We start from the raw sequence: 16,624 nt of genomic DNA, 5'->3' as shown, positions 1-16,624 counted from the left end.
GGGGCGTCAACCAGTTCCAGGCGACCCGCACGGTTATTGAATTTCTTTGGATTGACAATGAAATTTGCTGTTGACAAGGGACCGCCAACCTTGCAAGAATGTGTGCAAACGTTAGCAAACAAAAAGGAGACCAAACATGAATCACACCCAACGTCCCGCCTGGCAGCACCCGGGCGGCCCGGCCTCCGGCCCCACCAGCGTTTGCGGGGCCTTGTCATGAGCTTGACTTTATTGGCCCAGTCCGCGCTGGGCGGGATGCTGCATGGCGGCATCTACGCGCTGCTGGCGCTCGGCCTCAGCCTCAGCTGGGGTTTGCTCCGCCTCGTCAACCTCAGCCATTTCGCGCTGGCCTTCCTCGGCGCCTACCTGGCCTATCACTGTGGCACCACCTTCGCCTGGCCGATCTGGCTGTCCGCGCTGGTGATTCCGCCCGTGTTTTTCATCGGCGGCCTGGCGCTGCATGCGCTGCTGGTGCGTTTCCAGGTCAGCGAATTCGCATCGATGCTGGTGACATTCGGCGTCACGATCCTGATTGAATCGCTGATCCAGTGGATCTGGTCGGCCGACTTCCGGACCTACGAGACACCCTATGCACAAGAATCGCTGCGCCTGGGGCCACTGTTTGTGCCGGTGCTGGAATTGCTGGCCTTTACCAGTGCCGCCGTGCTGGCCACCGCCGCCTGGCTGGCGCTGAACAAGACGTCCTGGGGGAAAGCCCTGCGCGCCGCCGCCCATGACGGCGCCATCGCCGCCGCCTTCGGCATCAATGCGCGCCGCCTGTCGTACCTGCTGGCCGGCCTGTGCGCCGCCTCGGCCGGCATTGCCGGCATCTTTATCGCGCTCACCTCGACCCTGGCGCCATCGCAGATTGAAGCGTGGATCGGCGTGGTATTCGCGGTGGTGATTATCGGCGGCCTGGCCAATCCGATCGGCGCGCTACTGGCAGGCATGCTGATCGGCGTGTCCGAAGCCATCACCATGGCCGCCGTCAATCCGGCCTGGGCGCCGCTGGTGGCCTTCTCCATCCTGATCATCCTCTTGCTGTGGAAACCAAAATGGCTCTGACACGAAAACCCACGCTGGCCACCATGGCCACCCTCGGCATCCTGGCGGCGCTGCTGGCGCTGCCCTATGCCGGCCTGACCGACTTTTACCTGTCCTACCTGTACGTGGTGTTCTTCTGGGTCGCGCTGGCGACGAGCTGGGGCATCCTGAGCGGCTATGCAGGCTACTGGAGCTTCGGCCATGCCGCCTTCTTTGGCGCCGGCATGTACACCACGTCGACCCTGGCCGGCAAGCTGGGACTGCCGTTCCTGCTGACCGTGCCGGCCGCCGCCGCCGTTGCGGCGCTGCTGGCCTGCGCCATCGGCCTGGTGGTGTTCCGCATCCACAGCCTGCGAGCGGAATTCTTCGCGCTGCTGACGCTGTCCGTCACCTATGTGCTGGCCGCACTGATTTCCAACACCGCGCTCGATGGCGGCGCCGGGGTCTACCTCAGCCATGTTGAACTGCCGACCTTCGGCACCTCGGTACCCGGCGCAATTTACCTGATGGGCTTGCTATTGGCGGTGGCGGCGCTGGCGATTTCCCGCTGGGTGCTGCACTCGCGCCTGGGCGCCGGCTTGCTGGCGATCCATGACGACGAGGATGTCGCCGAGGTCAAGGGCGTGCCAACGCTGCGCTACAAGCTGGCCGCGTTTGCCATTTCGTCGGGGCTGGCCGGGGCCGCCGGCGCCATCCAAGCCGGCTACGTTGGCTATGTCACCGTGGGCGAAACCTTTTCCATCACCGTGCCGCTGTACGTGGTCCTGATGAGCATACTGGGTGGCGCGCGGCACTGGGCAGGTCCGGCCGTGGGTGCCACGCTGATCACGGTGGCGCTGAGTTCAGTGGTCGGCGGCGCGCACGCCGAACTGGGCCGCGCCGGCGTGGCGCTGGGGCTGATCGTCGTGATCCTGGTGCTGCCGCAAGGCATTGTTCCCAGCGTGCTGCGCCGCCTGGCCGCACGCGGCGCGGCAGCGGCGGCGGCCCCGGTGGCGGCCGATACCCCGGCGGCGGGCGTTACCACGCAACCGGCCACGGGCAAGCTGATCAACCTGGTGCCGCCGACCGTTGCCAGCAGCGGACGGGTATTGCTGGAGTGCCAGGGCGTCGCCAAATCCTTCGGTGGCATCCGCGCCCTGCGCGGCGTCGACCTGCAAGTGAAAGAAGGCGAAATCTTGGCGCTGGTCGGCCCCAACGGTTCCGGCAAATCCACGCTGATCAACATGATCAGCGGGCACTTTGCCCTGTCCAGCGGCGCGATCCTGATGGATGGCGCCACCATTTCCGGCTTGCCGCCGCATGCCATCGCCGGCCGGGGCATTGCCCGCACTTACCAGATCCCGCGCCTGTTTGAGCACCTCACCGTGCTGGAAAACGTCCGCCTGTGCGCCGCCTTTGGCTACCGCGCCGACGACGCGGGCTGCAGTCCTGACGCGCTGGCCCGGCAATGGCTGGCGTTCACCGGCCTGGCCGACAAGGCCGATCTGCTGCCGCCCGCACTCAACCTGCACGAACGCAAGTTCGTCGAGTTTGCGCGCGCCCTGGCGGCACGCCCGCGCCTGCTGCTGCTGGACGAAGTCCTGTGTGGACTGACCCCAACCGAAGTCGACCAGGCGGTGGCCATGATCCAGAAAATCCGCGCCGGCGGCACCACCATTGTCTTCGTCGAACATTTGATGCGCGCCGTGGTGGCGCTGGCAGACCGGGTCGCCGTGCTGGACCAGGGCATCTTGCTGGCATTGGGACCACCGCGCGAAACCATGCAAAACCCTACTGTCATCCGTGTCTACCTGGGAGCCAGCCATGCTGCTTGAAGTGAGCAATCTCGATGTCGCCTACGGCGACGCCCCGGCGCTGTGGGACGCGACGCTGGCGATCGGCGCCGGCCAGGTGGTCTCCGTGGTGGGCCCCAATGGCGCCGGCAAAAGCACGCTGATCAACACCATCGCCGGTGTCTTGCGGCCGCTGCGGGGCCAGATCCGCATGGATGGCGCCGACGTCTCACGCGTGCCGGGACATCGCGTATGCGACCACGGCATCGCGCTGGTGCCGGAGGGGCGCCGCCTGTTCGGCCATATGAGCGTACTCGACAACCTGGAACTGGGCGCCTACCGCCCCGGCGCGCGCGGCGAGGCCGCCGCCACCTTGCAGCAAGTGTTCGAACTGTTCCCGATCCTGGGCGAGCGGCGCCAGCAAATCGCCGGCACCATGTCCGGCGGACAGCAGCAAATGGTGGCGATTGGCCGTGCGCTGATGGCGCGCCCGCGCCTGCTGCTGATGGACGAACCGTCGCTCGGCCTGTCGCCGGCGGTGGTGGACGACATGTTCCAGATTATCCGCACCATCAACCAGAGCGGCGTGGCGGTACTGCTGGTCGAACAAAACATCAACCAGGCGCTGGCCGTGGCGCACCACGCCTACGTCATCGAGCAAGGCCGTATCGTGACCTCGGGCCAGCCTGAGGCGCTGTTGAACAACCCACGCATCCGGGAGGCTTACCTTGGCATCTGATCTCAACAACAATGGCGTGCCACTGCTGGTGCGCCGCATCGTCACCGGCCACGACGCCGCCGGCGCCTCCCTGGTCGCGCTCGATATGGCGCCGCCGCGCTCGCAAGCGTTCCAGCACATCCCCGGCATGGTGTCGCGGCTGGTGTGGGCCACGGAAGGGGCGCCGGCGCTGCCATTCGACGGCGCCGACCCGACGCCGGCCGTGGCCAGCATCGTACCGCCGGCCGGCGGCACCCGCTTCCTGGTCGTCACCTTCCCGCCCGACAGTGTCTTTGCCGCGCCGGATTTCAACCCGGCCGCCGCGGCCGAGGAAAACCTGCGCATCAGCCCCGGCCTGGCGGAACGCTTTGAAGCCGATGGCATGCACGCCACGCCCACCGTGGATTACGGCATCGTGCTCGACGGCGAGATCTGGCTGGAACTGGACGACGGCCGCAGCGCCCTGCTGCGCCAGCACGACGTGGTGGTGCAGCAAGGCACCCGCCACGCCTGGCGCAACAAGAGCGCGCACCCCGCCACGCTGGCCTTCGTCCTGATTGGCGCGGCCATGGCAATTGAGACGACCACTTCATCACCCACTTCAAAGGAAACAACATGACCGACACCACAATCGTCCGCCTGCACGGCAGGCGCGTCTGGGACTCGCGCGGGCGGCCCACGCTGGAAGCCGAAGTCACGCTGGCCTGCGGCGCCATCGGCCGCGCCATCGCGCCGGCCGGCGCCTCCACCGGCAGCGGTGAAGCGCTCGACTTGCGCGACGGCGGCGAGCCGTTTGGCGGCCTCGACGTCAACAAGGCGCTGGCCGCGCTGAACCTGGTCATCGCCCCCACGCTGACCGGCATGGACGCGCGCGCGCAGGACGCCATCGATGCGCACCTGGTGACGCTCGATGGCACGCCGCAGCGCAGCCGGCTGGGCGGCAACGCGATCGTCGCCACCTCGATGGCGGTGCTGCACGCGGCGGCCGCCGCTGGCGGCATGCCGCTGTGGCGCCATCTGGCCGGCGACCGTCCGGTGCGCATGCCGCTGCCGGAGGTACAGATTTTCGGCGGTGGCGCCCACGCCGCCCGCCGCGTCGATGTGCAGGATTTCATGATCATGTGCCCGGCCGCGCGCAGTTTTTCCGAGGCGCTGGAATGGACCGCCGAAGTGTATCGCGCCGCCGGCGCGCTGATGAAACAGGGCGGCAAGCTGCAGGGCGTGGCCGATGAAGGCGGCTACTGGCCGGCGTTCGACAGCAATGAAGAAGCGCTCGACACGCTGTTAAAAGCCATGCAGCAAGCCGGACTGCGGCCGGGGATCGACGCCGGCATCTCGCTCGACATTGCCGCGTCCGAGTTCGGCCGTGGCGGCCGCTACAAGCTGGCGCTGGAACAGCGCACGCTCGACAGCGAGCAAATGATCGCGATGCTGGGCCGCTGGATCGATAACTACCCGATCCTGTCGATCGAAGATCCGCTGGCCGAAGACGATCCCGAAGGCTTTGGCCACTTCACCGCGGAATATGGGGCGCGCTGCCAGATCATTGGCGACGATTTCCTGGTCACCAACGCCGGACGCGTGGCGGCGGCGGCCGCCGCCGGCCACACCAACGCGGTACTGATCAAACCCAACCAGGCCGGGACCGTCAGCGAAGCCCATGCCGCGCTGGCGGCCGGCAAGGCGGTGGGTTTTGGCACGATCGTGTCGGCCCGTTCCGGCGAAAGCGAAGACGTCACCATCGCCCACCTGGCGGTCGGCTGGGATGCCGGCCAGTTGAAAGTCGGTTCGTTTGCCCGTTCCGAGCGCATGGCCAAATGGAACGAAGTGCTGCGCATCGAAGAATCGCTGGGCAGCGCGGCGCCGTTCAGCGGCTGGAGCGCACTGCCGCAGAAAAACCGTCCGCAATGAATCCCGCCACCCATCACACCAACGCCACACCAGGAGCATCGCAATGAAAACCATCCGCTTGATCGGCATCTCCGGCAGCCTGCGCCAGGCTTCGTCCAACACCGCCGTGTTGCGCGCGCTGCAGGAAGCACTGCCGCCGTCCATCGACATGACGCTGCTGGCGCTCAATGATGTCCCGCTGTACAACCAGGATCTCGACACCGCCGAACCGCCCGCCGGCGTGCAAGCGTTCAAACAAGCCATCGCCGCCTGCGACGGCATCGTCATCTGCTCGCCCGAATACAACTTCGGCATGCCCGGTGTGTTGAAGAACGCGCTGGACTGGGCCTCGCGCCCGGCGTTCGCATCGCCGCTGAAAGGCAAACCCGTGCTGTTGATGACCGCTTCGCCCGCCTTCACGGGCGGTGTCCGGGCCCAGGCCAACCTGCGCGAAGCGCTGTCCGGCACCCTGGCGCGCGTGATTGCCCGTCCGCCGGTGGTGATCGGCGCGGTGCACAGCAAAATCGCCAACGGCCGCCTGGCCGACGCCGCCAGCCTCGACTTCGCGCTGGCCGCGGTGCAAGACCTGGCGGCGGAAGTCCAGCTGCTGCGCGGCGCGGCGGCCGCTTAAGCATACGGCGCCACCCGCTACCCACCACCTGTTTCATCATCACCTTATCGCGAGGAACCTATGCTACCCGAAGTCAACCTGCGTCCGCCCTTCAACATCACCCGCGCCAGCCACGTCGTTCTGCACGTGGCCGACCTGGCACGGAGCCGGGATTTTTATGTGAACATCGTCGGCCTGGTGGTCTCCGACGAAGCCGACGGCATCTGCTACCTGCGCGGCTTGTCCGAAGCCTGCCACCACAGCCTGGTGCTGGTCCAGACCACGGGCCAGGCCACCTGCAAGCGGATCGGCTTCCGCGTGTTTCTCGAGGAAGACCTGGACCTGGCCTACGCTTTCTTCCGGGCCGAAGGCTTGCCGGCCGAGTGGGCCGACGTGCCATACCAGGGCCGCACCCTGCATGTGGAAGATCCGTACGGCACCAAGCTCGAACTGTGCGCCACCATGGAGACCCGGCCGCGCATGCACCTTGAAATAGAAAAGTTCAAGGGCGCGCACGCGAGCCGCCTGGACCATTACCAGATCTTCTCGCCGGACACTTACGCTTCCTGCGCCTTCTACAGCCGTCTGGGCTTCCGCAATTCCGAGTACCTGGCCCATGGCGACCGCCTGCTGGGGGCGTTCATGTACCGCAAGGGCACTTGCCTGGACCTGGCCATCGTGGAAAACGACGGTCCGTGCCTGCACCACTTCGCCTATACGGTCTCGGAATCGCACCAGATCTTTACCGCCTGCGACCTGGCCGGCATCTATGGCTATTCTACGGCGGTCGAGCGCGGCCCGGGCCGCCACGGCCCCGGTGGCATGCTGTTTGTGTACCTGCGCGACCCCGACGGCCACCGCGTGGAATTGTTCAACAGCCATTACCAGACCATCGATATTGAAATTGAACCGGTGCGCTGGGATGCGGCCACGCTCAGCACCAATGTGCGCTGGGGCTTGCCGGCGCCGCGTCGCTGGTATTTCGAAGCGACCCCGTTTGACAATGCGGACCTGATCGCCACCCTCAACCAGCCCAATCCCGAAACCCTGGAAAGCTACGTGGCAAAGCTTTCCGCCCATTTCTAACCGTTCCAACCATTCCAACCATTCCAACCCACACACAAAGGACACCCCCATGGCACGCGTCAAATACCTGCAGCGCTCCGACTTTTCCGGCAGCCAGGACGCCCTGTTCGACCGCCTCGAACGCGAACGCAAGGTTCCCACGGCGAACATTTTCCGCGCCCTGGCCCATGCGCCCCTGATCCTGGACCAGTTCCTGTCGTACGCAAACGCGATCCGCGCATCGGAAATCAGCCCCAAGCTGCGCGAACTGGCCATCCTCACGGTCGGCCATTGCACCGACTCGGAGTATGAAGTCGCACACCACCAGTCGCACGCTTTAAAGGCCGGCGTCAGTCCGGAACAGTTGAAGGCCATCGGCCAGTTCGAACACTCGCCGCTGTTCGATGAAGAAGAACGCGCCGTGATGGCGCTGGCGCGCGAATCCACGCAGCGGGTCAACGTCAGCGACCACACCTGGAACCGGGTGGCCGCCTTCATGAACGAAAAGCAGCTGGTCGAGCTGGCGCTCAACGTCGCGTGGTACAACTCGGGCGTGCGCATCATGGGCTCGCTCGGCATCGAACTGGAAGCGTCCTACCGCTGAAGCGGGCCCCCCTGGAGGAGACCATCATGCAAAACAACAAAAACCATCAGCAACAGCGCCGTACTTTGCTGGCCAGCGGCGGCGCGCTGGCGCTGGCCGGTTGGCTGCCCGGCGCAGCCCGCGCGGCGGGAGCGCCGCTCCGGGTCGGCGCGACCCTGCCGCTGACCGGACCACTGGCCGCCGTCGGCGGCATCCACAAGATCGCCGCCGAAGTGTTCATCGAGCTGATCAACAAGCGTGGCGGCCTGCTGGGCCGCAAGGTTGAACTGGTGCTGCTGGACGACCAGTCGCAGCCGGCCAACGCCCGCACGCTGTACGAGCGGCTGGTCACGTCTGAAAAAGTCGATCTGCTGATGGGCCCGTATGGCACCGGGGCCATCATCGCGGCCATGGGCGTGGCGCAGCGCTTTGGCAAGCTGTTCATCCAAAGCAGCCTGGGCGACCCCAATCTGGCGCCATACGTCATGCAATTTCCGGCGTTGCCGCTCGGCCCGGACCCGCGCATCGCCGATACCGAAATCCTGCTGGACGCGTACGCCAGCACCGCAGCGCCGCCCAAGACCATTGCCTTCGTGACCAGCAAGTTCCCATCGGCGCTGGACCTGGCCAAGGGCGGCCAGGAAGTGGCGGCAAAACGCGGTCTGAAAACCATCCTGGCCCTGGAGTACGAATTCGGGACACGCGACTTCGGCGGCATCGCGGCGCGCATCAAGGACGCCAATCCGGACTTGCTGTGGTCCGGCGCCATCGGCCTGGAAGCAACCCAGTTGCTGGACGCGATGAAACGCATCGACTACCAGCCGCCGCGCCAGTTCCACCTGTTCCCGGCCCCGGGCCCCACCGTCGCCAACCAGAACGCCAACGGGCTGACCAGCCTGACCTGGTTCGAAGGCCATGCGCCGTTTTCCCAGTATCCCGGGGCGGCCGAGTTTATCGCGCTGTACACCGAGCGGGCCAAGGCGGCCGGCCTGCCATGGCCGCAAGTCGATTACCAGGCCGCGGCGGAATTCGCGGCGTGGCAAATCCTGGAAGCCGCCGCCACCGCGGTGGGCCGCCTCGACGAACCGGCCATGGCGGCCTGGCTGCGGAAGAACCAGGTGCAAACCGTACTGGGGCCGCGCACCTTTGACGGCAAGTTCAACAGCGGCACCGCCGCCACCAAGATCAAGCAAGTCCAGAACGGCAAATGGGTCACCGTCTGGCCGGCCAGTTTCCGGCCGCAGGGTGTCGCGTTCAACGCGCCCTGACCTGCACTGACTTCCCTTCGAAGCACCTTTTTCAAGAGAGACTATGATGGAAAAAATGATGGTTGCAGCCCGCCTGCACGCACTGGGCACCCCGATGTCGCTGGACACGATCCCGATTCCCAAACCCCGTCCCAACGACGTGCTGGTGAAAGTCAAGGCATGCGGCATCGTGCCGAACATGGCCAATGTGATTAACAACTGGCCAACCTGGTTCCCGCATCAGCCGCTGGCCAAATTCCCCGCGATTTTCGGCCTGGACGCCACCGGCGTGATCGAGGAAGTGGGCGAAGCGGTGATCAACGCCAAGCCCGGCGACCGCGTCTATGTCAGTCCGCTGCGCTCGTGCGGCTCGTGCCGCGCCTGCCGGGCCGGCAACCGCAGCCACTGCCAGTACTACACGCTGAACGGCTATTTCAGTACCAGCCGCGACGGCCAGCGCATCTTTGACCTGTATCCCTATGGCGGCTTCAGCGAATACATGACGGCGCCGGAGTATTCGCTGGTCAACCTCCCGGACAACCTGAGTTTCGAACAGGCGGGCCGCTTCGGCTACCTGGGCACGTCATATGGCGCGCTGAAGAACGCCAATGCCGGTCCGGGCCAGGTGGCGCTGATCGATGGCATTACCGGCACCCTGGGCGTGGCGGCCACCGTACTGGGACTGGCGATGGGACTGTCGCGCATCCTGGGCACCGGCCGCGACGAGCGCCTGCTGCAGCGGATCAAGGCGCTGGCGCCGGACCGGATCGAAGTCATGCGCCTGGGCGAAGGGTCCAGCGGCGAATGGGCCAAGTCCTTGACCGGCGGCGAAGGCGCGGATTTCGCCATCAGCGCGCTGGGCGCCAAGGCGCCGGCCGCGACCATGCTCGATTCCATGAAAGGGGTGCGCCGTGGCGGCCGGGTGGTCAATGTTGGCGGGGTGGCGGAAGATTTGCCGATCGACGTCAAATGGCTGATGGATGAACAGATCCAGCTGATTGGTTCGAACTGGTTCACCACGGCGCAAGGCCAGGAAATGGCGGAAATGGTGCGCACCGGCACCATCGACCTGTCCTACCTGGAACACCGCAAATTCGCGCTGGCCGACGTCAATGAAGCGATTTCCGGCTTGAAGGACCGCGACGGCGGTTTCAGCAACTATGTTGTGATTCCTTAAGCATTACGCCGCCCTGCCCGCCGCCCGCGGCCGCGTCATGCGGCCGCGGGCGTTTCCGCTGTACGGCTGTCAGCGGTACTGGCAGCTGTCCAGCCCAGCGCGCGCCGGATGGCGTCCGGTTCCGGCAGCGGCTGCCGGCTCGCCACGCGCTCCAACAGCCAGCGCCGCACCTGCTCCTTGCCCGGCCTGACGGCCCGCATCGCCGCATACTCCGCCTGGTTCCCCGTTTCCATGTCAACCTCCTTCGACGCGGTGCCGCCACCGCAAACGCAACGGCCTCCCGGACCGATCCTCCCGCACAGCCAGCCGCGTGGGACGAACCGGCCCCGGGAGGCCGTGGTCATGCTGGCGGGTCCGGTCAGAACGCGTGCATGATGCCGATTTCCACCCCGCTGGACGTGGCGCCCGCCACCGCCGCCGGCGGCGTGCCGACTTTGAAGGTGGCCTTGCCGCTGTTACTCAAGTGCGAATACGTGCCGTACAGCGCGGTGCGCTTGGACAAGCTATACACATAGCCCAACGCGGCCTGGCTGGCGTCGTTGGCATCGGTGCCGGCGCCGGAAGCGTTGGCGCGCTGGTAACTGGCTTTCAACAGTCCAGGTCCCAGCGGCGCGGTAACGCCCAGCAGCCAGCTGGTTTGCTTCAGCGCGCCATATTGCGCGCCGTTGAACAGCACCATGACCTTGGCCACGCCCGCGTCATACGACAGCCCCGCGTTCATCAGCTTGAACGGGTTCGAGGTGGCGGTGCCGGTATGCGCATACGCCGCCGCCGCGTTCCACGGGCCGGACTGATAGCCAATACGGGCGCCGCCGTAGCGATTGCCGGCAATGCCTTCGCCCGGGGCCACCTGCACCTGCCCGTACCAGCCGCCAAGATTGCCGGGCAGGTTGTAGCTGACCGCGTTGTCAGTGCGCAGCAGTGTGGCGGCGCCGCTGCCCAGATTGGTCACCAGGTTGAAGCTGGCGCCCACCCCGACCGCGCTGAATGGATCGAACACGGCCAGGTTGTAAAACGTCGGGTTCAAGTCGCGGCCCAGGCGCAGTTCGCCGGCGCCGGTGTACAAGCTGACCGTGGACCGGCGATGCCACAGTTTGCCGGACGGATACATCGCGCCCGTGTCGGCCACCGGCGCCATTTCCAGCCACGCACCGGCGCGCAGGCCGCTGCCCAGGTCTTCTTCGACGCGGAAACCGAGGCGCGAATTCTGCATGCCATCGGTGGCCATTTGCGTGGCCGAGAGCCCCCCCGTGCTGACCGACTTCAGGCTGACGTCGACCAGGCCCCACATCGTGATGTTGGCTTGCTGGGCTTGGGCGGTGACGGCCAGCGTCGCCATGGCGGCCGCCCCGGCCGCTTTATAAAGAGTGGTGTTCAAGATGTCTCCGTATTTTTTTGTGATCGAAAAGTGCATCCCGGGAGCCGATCACCCTGCCCGGCATGGTATGCGAAGTTCTGCGCAACGCGGCAATTTCAGTGCTATCGTTAGCATTACTTTCAGCATAGAATTGTTTAAACCAGATGTCAACCGGGTTTATTTTCCCCATAAACTGCATTTATTGGTGCTTGCAAATGAAAAACCGCTGTGCTAACGTTAGTGCAAACAAGCGCAAAATAATTTCAACCCACACAAGCACGGAGACACCTCATGAAACAAACGGTATTACTGACCGACTACGCCTGGCCCGACGACAGCGTGGAACGCGGCATCCTGGAAGCGGCCGGCCTGCGGCTGGTCAGCGGGCCGGCCGACCCGGCCCCGGCCGACGCCATCGAGGCCCTGGTGCGCGAGCACAAGCCGGCCGCGATCATGACGTGCTGGGCGCGCGTCTCGGACCAGGCCATCGCCGCGGCGCCGGACCTGGCGGTGGTGGCGCGCATGGGCGTCGGACTCGACAACATCGCGGTCGATGCCGCCAGCGCGCGCAACATCCCGGTCACCAACGTGCCGGATTACTGTGTCGAGGAAGTCTCCGATCATGCGGTGGGCTTTGCGCTGGCATGGACCCGGGGCCTGGTGCATTTCGACCGCGAAGTGCGGGCCGGGCGCTGGGCGCCATCGGACGCCAGGCTGCGCCGCCTGAGGACACTGACCTGCGGCATGATCGGCTTTGGCCGCATTGCCCGCGCCACCGCCCGCAAGCTGAGCGCCTTCGGTTGCCGCCTGCTGGCGCACGATCCCTACCTGACCGCGGAGGCCGCCGAAGCGGCCGGGGTGCAGGCGCATGCGCTGGACGTGCTGCTGGCGCAAAGCGACATCGTCATCGTGCACGCGCCGCTGACCGAGTCCACCCATCACTTGATCGGCCAGGCGCAACTGGCATTGATGCCGGCGGGCGGCCTGCTGATCAATGTCAGCCGCGGCCCGATCGTCGACACCGATGCGGTGGTGGCGGCGCTGGCCAGCGGCCACCTGTCCGCCGCCGCGCTGGACGTGCTGGAATCCGAACCCGCGGTGCCCGCCGCGCTGCTGGCGCAGTCCGGCGCCATGTGCACGCCCCACGTGGCATTTTCATCCGACGCCTCGCTGCTGGAATTGCGCCGCCGCGCCGCCGAGGAAGTCGTGCGGGTGCTCAGCGGCGAAGCGCCGCAGTATCCTTGCAATCTGCGCCAGATGCGCAACACCAACCAATGACCCGCGCGCCCCGACCATCATGAACGCCAACAACACCTTGCCGCCGCAGGCGGCCTGCCCCGACCCGGCACTGAACACCTTCCTGCTGGCGCAGAGCCTGGCACGGCCGGAAGAACCCGCGCGCTGGCACGCGCTGACCGGCGGCGTCTCGTCCGACATCTGGCGCGTCGACCTGCCAGGCCGCACGCTGTGCGTCAAGCGCGCACTGGCCAAACTCAAAGTGGCCGCCGACTGGGAGGCGCCGGTGTCGCGCAACGCCTACGAATGGGCATGGATGCAGTTCGCGTCCTGGCACTGTCCTGACAACGTGCCGCGCCCCCTGGCGCACGACCCGCAGGCCGGCCTGTTTGCCATGTCGTTCCTGGAACCGGCACGGCACCCGGTCTGGAAGCAGCAATTGATGGATGGCCATATCGATCCGGCCATGGCCGCCGATGTGGGTCGCCTGCTGGGCGTGCTGCACGCGGCCAGCGCCAATGACGGCGAAATCGCGGCCGCCTTCGATACCGGCGACAACTTCCACGCGCTGCGCCTGCAGCCGTATCTGCTGGCCACGGCGCAGCGCCATCCGACGCTGGCGCCGCGCCTGGAATTGCTGGCGCGGCGCACCGCCGGCATCCGCGCCGCGCTGGTGCATGGCGATGTCAGCCCGAAAAATATCCTGGCCGGCCCCGCCGGCCCGGTACTGCTCGATGCCGAATGCGCCTGGTACGGCGATCCCGCTTTCGACCTGGCGTTTTGCCTGAACCACCTGTTGCTGAAGTGCCTGGTGCATCCGGCATGCACACCGGAACTGGTCGCCTCGTACAAAGCACTGACCGAGGCGTATTTCGAGCATGCCGACTGGGAGCCGCGCGCCGGGCTGGAGGCGCGCGCGGCGGAACTGCTGCCGGCGCTGCTGCTGGCGCGCGTGGATGGCAAATCGCCGGTCGAATACCTGCCCCATGACCACCAGCGCGACCTGGTGCGGGCACTGGCGATTCCCCTGTTGCGCAACCCGGCCGAACACCTGGCCCAGGTGGCGTGGGCCTGGCAAGCCGCCGTCGCCCCGCTGCACTGCTGACCGGAGCGCCCGCCATGCCCACCCCTGCTTCCTCCAACAGCGCCGGCGCCGAATATGTGCTGGATGAGACCGACACCATCATCTCAAAAGGCGACCTGCACGGCAAAATCACGTACGTCAACCGCGACTTCGTGAAGATCAGCGGCTATAGCGAAGCGGAGGTCATGGGCGGGCCGCAAAGCGTGCTGGCCCATCCCGACACGCCGCCCCAGGTGTTCGAAGACTTCATGCGCACCTTGAAGGCCAACAAGACCTGGACCGGCGTGACCAAGGGGCGGCGCAAAAACGGCGATTACTTCTGGGTCGAGATGATTGCCGCGCCCATCTTTGAAAATCGGCGACCGGTCGGCTGCATCACCATCCGTACCAGGCCGTCGGCGGAAAAAATCCGTGCGGCCGAACTTGCCTACCAGGCCATGCGCAACGGTGGCGCGCTGGCGATGGACCAGGGGCGCATCGTCCAGCGCTCGCCACTGCGCCACTGGCGCGGCTGGTCGCGGCTGACGCTGGCGGCCCGGATGAACTGCCTGTCGGCCCTGCTGGCGCTACTGTTCCTGGCGTTGCTGGCGGCGCTGCTGCCGTCGGCGGACAGCCTGCCCGGCTGGTTGCCGCCGGCCTGCCTGCTGGGGGCGATGCTATGCCCGCTGGCCCCGCTGCTGCTGGCGCGCGGCATGGCCCGCCCGCTGGCGCAACTGCGGGGACTCATCGACGACATGAGCGAGGGGAACCTGGCCACCGGCATCGCCGCCCACGGCGACGGTGAAATCGACCGGCTGCACCATTCGCTGCGCATGCTGCAAACCAACCTGAAACTGCTGGTGTCGCAGATCAAGGAAACCACGGAACTGGTCAACGGCGGCGCGCTGCGCATCGCCTCCGACAATACCGACTTGTCGCACCGCACGGATGCGCAGGCGCAATCGCTGCGGCGCGCCACCGGCTCGCTGGAACGGCTGACCGCCACCGTCAGCCAAAACGCCGCCGCCGCGCACGAAGCCAATGAACTGGCGCGCGCCACGACCGGCAGCGCCGCCAACGGCCAGCGCGCGGTCGGCGCCGTGATCCAGACCATGGGCGCCATCAAGGACAGTTCGCGCCGCATTGCCGACATCATCGGCGTCATCGACGGCATCGCGTTCCAGACCAATATCCTGGCGCTGAACGCGGCGGTGGAAGCGGCCCGCGCCGGCGAACAGGGTCGCGGTTTCGCCGTGGTGGCCAGTGAGGTGCGCAGCCTGGCCGGACGCTCGGCCGACGCGGCCCGCGAAATCAAGGCGCTGATCGGCGATTCGGTGCGGCAGGTCGAGGCTGGCAGCAGGCTGGTCGACGATGCCGGGGCGGCCATCGGCGACATTGTCGACACGGTGGCCCGTGTCACCACCTTCATGCGGGACATTGCCTGCGCCAGTGGCGAACAGAAAATCGGTATCGGCGAAGTCAACGACGCCGTGGTGGGCATGGACCGCATGACGCGCCAAAATGCGCAGCTGGTGGGGCATGCTGAAACGGAATCGGCCCGCATGCGGGAGCAGGCCGGCAAGCTGGCCGAACTGGTCAGCGCGTTCAAACTGCGGGTGGCCGGGCTGCCTGCGGCGCCGGCGCCGGCGGCGCGGCAACTGGAAATGCGGCAAGATGAACGTTAGCACAAAACACCCGGGGATACGCCGGACTGCGCGCCAGGCACAGTACACGCCATGCTATGATTTCGTCCATCCTCCCCCCAGAACCAGACGCGCTATCGTTAGTGCAAAAATCAGTGCAACCAGAAAGTCAACCGCTCCACATGATCACCATTAAAGACATTGCCGCCCGCCTGCAAGTTTCCCCTTCCACCGTGGGCCGCGCGCTGGCCGACGACCCCCGCATCAGCGCCGCCATGAAGCAAAAGGTGCAGGAAGTCGCGGGTGAAATGGGCTATGTCGCCAACCGCGCCGCGCGCATGATGCGTGGCGTGTCGAGCAATCTGGTGGGACTGGTGGTGCCGGACATCCGCAACAGTTTTTACTCCACCATTGCCCACGCGCTGTCGAAGTGCCTGGAGCAGGAAGGTTATCAATTGACGCTGTCCGAGACCGATGACGACCGCATGACGGAGCTGCGCCAGATCCGCGAACTTTCCAGCGCCAACGTGGCCGGCATCATCATCGTACCGAGCGCCAAGCCCCATGCGGAAACCATCCGCCTGCTGGGTGCCACGCCGCACATCCAGCTGTTGCGCAAGCACGCCGCGCTGGGCGAGCAATGGTTTGGCATCGACGATGCCCAGGCGATTTACCAGCCAACCCGGCATTTGATTGAACTGGGTCACCAGCGCATCGCCTACATTGGCAGCCTGGCCGAATTGCCGACCGGCGCGGCGCGCCTGAAAGGTTTCCGCGACGCGCTGGCCGGCGCGGGCGGCGTCTGCGCCGGCATCGAGGAACTGGGGCCGCCCGGCTCGCGGGAATTCGCCCAGGATGCGCTGCGGCGCGTGCTGACCTTGCCGGCGCCCCCCACCGCCGTGGTCACCGGTTCCGTGCTGCATACCTTCGGCGTGCTGGAAGAGTTGCTCGACAGTGGCATCAGCGTGCCCAAACAGTTGTCGGTGGCCGGCTTCAGCGACGAACCGGCGTTCCGCTGGTGGGGGCCGGGACTGACCACGGTGGCGCTGCCGGTGTCGGAACTGGCGACCGCCTGCGGACTCTGGTTTGTGCACCGCATGAAGCAAAAATCCGCCAATAGCGCGCCCTACAGCGCCATTTCGCCGCCCACGCTGATCGTGCGCGGCAGTACGCAGCCGCCCCCGCCGGCGGCGTGAACCCCGCAGTTTTAATGAACCGG

General features: G+C 66.3%; 16 protein-coding genes. 14 read left to right on the top strand and 2 right to left on the bottom strand.

Going from position 1 to position 16,624, the window contains the following annotated elements; all coding sequences use genetic code 11:
* Positions 1 to 216 precede the first annotated feature (216 nt).
* From AC1RRC_RS25725 to AC1RRC_RS25680, 10 genes are read left to right on the top strand one after another with little or no spacing between them, the layout of a single operon-like run.
* Positions 217 to 1,065 carry a branched-chain amino acid ABC transporter permease gene (locus AC1RRC_RS25725; RefSeq protein WP_493058451.1) on the top strand — a complete coding sequence of 283 codons (849 nt, stop codon included), beginning with the start codon at positions 217 to 219 and terminating at the stop codon, positions 1,063 to 1,065.
* On the top strand, positions 1,056 to 2,858 hold the full coding sequence (locus AC1RRC_RS25720; protein WP_493058450.1) for a branched-chain amino acid ABC transporter ATP-binding protein/permease: 1,803 nt from the start codon (positions 1,056 to 1,058) through the stop codon (positions 2,856 to 2,858). Before AC1RRC_RS25725 ends, AC1RRC_RS25720 begins: the two co-directional genes overlap by 10 nt.
* Positions 2,848 to 3,555, top strand: a complete 708-nt coding sequence (locus AC1RRC_RS25715) for an ABC transporter ATP-binding protein (RefSeq protein ID WP_493058449.1) — start codon at positions 2,848 to 2,850, stop codon at positions 3,553 to 3,555. Before AC1RRC_RS25720 ends, AC1RRC_RS25715 begins: the two co-directional genes overlap by 11 nt.
* Positions 3,545 to 4,153, top strand: a complete 609-nt coding sequence (locus tag AC1RRC_RS25710) for a cupin domain-containing protein (RefSeq protein WP_493058448.1) — start codon at positions 3,545 to 3,547, stop codon at positions 4,151 to 4,153. The genes AC1RRC_RS25715 and AC1RRC_RS25710 overlap by 11 nt, the downstream gene beginning before the upstream one ends.
* On the top strand, positions 4,150 to 5,445 hold the full coding sequence (gene eno / locus AC1RRC_RS25705; RefSeq protein ID WP_493058447.1) for a phosphopyruvate hydratase: 1,296 nt from the start codon (positions 4,150 to 4,152) through the stop codon (positions 5,443 to 5,445). Before AC1RRC_RS25710 ends, eno begins: the two co-directional genes overlap by 4 nt.
* A 43-nt stretch (positions 5,446 to 5,488) precedes the next feature.
* Positions 5,489 to 6,055, top strand: coding sequence for an NADPH-dependent FMN reductase (locus AC1RRC_RS25700; RefSeq protein WP_493058446.1), 567 nt, complete (start codon positions 5,489 to 5,491; stop codon positions 6,053 to 6,055).
* A 60-nt stretch (positions 6,056 to 6,115) separates the two neighbouring features.
* Positions 6,116 to 7,120 (top strand): VOC family protein, encoded by a 1,005-nt coding sequence (locus tag AC1RRC_RS25695; RefSeq protein WP_493058445.1) that lies wholly within the window; start codon positions 6,116 to 6,118, stop codon positions 7,118 to 7,120.
* A gap of 49 nt (positions 7,121 to 7,169) precedes the next feature.
* Positions 7,170 to 7,703 carry a carboxymuconolactone decarboxylase family protein gene (locus tag AC1RRC_RS25690; protein WP_493058444.1) on the top strand — a complete coding sequence of 178 codons (534 nt, stop codon included), beginning with the start codon at positions 7,170 to 7,172 and terminating at the stop codon, positions 7,701 to 7,703.
* Positions 7,704 to 7,729: 26 nt separating this feature from the next.
* Complete coding sequence (locus AC1RRC_RS25685) at positions 7,730 to 8,950, top strand: amino acid ABC transporter substrate-binding protein (protein WP_493058443.1); 1,221 nt, start codon at positions 7,730 to 7,732, stop codon at positions 8,948 to 8,950.
* Between the two features lie 55 nt (positions 8,951 to 9,005).
* Positions 9,006 to 10,106: an alcohol dehydrogenase catalytic domain-containing protein gene (locus tag AC1RRC_RS25680; RefSeq protein WP_493058442.1), complete on the top strand. Its 1,101-nt coding sequence runs from the start codon at positions 9,006 to 9,008 to the stop codon at positions 10,104 to 10,106.
* A 35-nt stretch (positions 10,107 to 10,141) separates the two neighbouring features.
* Here the strand turns inward: AC1RRC_RS25680 and AC1RRC_RS25675 are convergent, their stop codons facing one another.
* Both AC1RRC_RS25675 and AC1RRC_RS25670 read right to left on the bottom strand, forming a co-directional pair.
* Positions 10,142 to 10,339 (bottom strand): hypothetical protein, encoded by a 198-nt coding sequence (locus AC1RRC_RS25675; protein ID WP_493058441.1) that lies wholly within the window; start codon positions 10,337 to 10,339, stop codon positions 10,142 to 10,144.
* 125 nt (positions 10,340 to 10,464) lie between these two features.
* Entirely contained in the window at positions 10,465 to 11,484 is a 1,020-nt protein-coding gene (locus tag AC1RRC_RS25670) for a porin (protein ID WP_493058440.1), read from the bottom strand.
* Between the two features lie 270 nt (positions 11,485 to 11,754).
* Here AC1RRC_RS25670 and AC1RRC_RS25665 point away from each other — a divergent pair, with 270 nt between their 5' ends.
* The 4 genes from AC1RRC_RS25665 to AC1RRC_RS25650 all read left to right on the top strand — a co-directional run bounded on the left by AC1RRC_RS25665 (position 11,755) and on the right by AC1RRC_RS25650 (position 16,601).
* On the top strand, positions 11,755 to 12,741 hold the full coding sequence (locus tag AC1RRC_RS25665; RefSeq protein ID WP_493058439.1) for a C-terminal binding protein: 987 nt from the start codon (positions 11,755 to 11,757) through the stop codon (positions 12,739 to 12,741).
* A 19-nt stretch (positions 12,742 to 12,760) separates the two neighbouring features.
* The gene (locus AC1RRC_RS25660) at positions 12,761 to 13,804 is read left to right on the top strand and encodes a phosphotransferase family protein (protein WP_493058438.1); all 1,044 of its coding nucleotides are present in this window, start codon (positions 12,761 to 12,763) and stop codon (positions 13,802 to 13,804) included.
* A 14-nt stretch (positions 13,805 to 13,818) separates the two neighbouring features.
* Entirely contained in the window at positions 13,819 to 15,447 is a 1,629-nt protein-coding gene (locus tag AC1RRC_RS25655; RefSeq protein ID WP_493058437.1) for a methyl-accepting chemotaxis protein, read from the top strand.
* Positions 15,448 to 15,587: 140 nt separating this feature from the next.
* Positions 15,588 to 16,601: a LacI family DNA-binding transcriptional regulator gene (locus tag AC1RRC_RS25650; RefSeq protein ID WP_493058436.1), complete on the top strand. Its 1,014-nt coding sequence runs from the start codon at positions 15,588 to 15,590 to the stop codon at positions 16,599 to 16,601.
* Positions 16,602 to 16,624 lie beyond the last annotated feature (23 nt).

It is taken from the genome of Pseudoduganella sp. GW821-FHT12E03 (genome assembly GCF_058807115.1).
The sequence above is the reverse complement of the archived record's forward strand: the minus strand, read 5'-3'. Positions and strand labels throughout refer to the sequence as shown.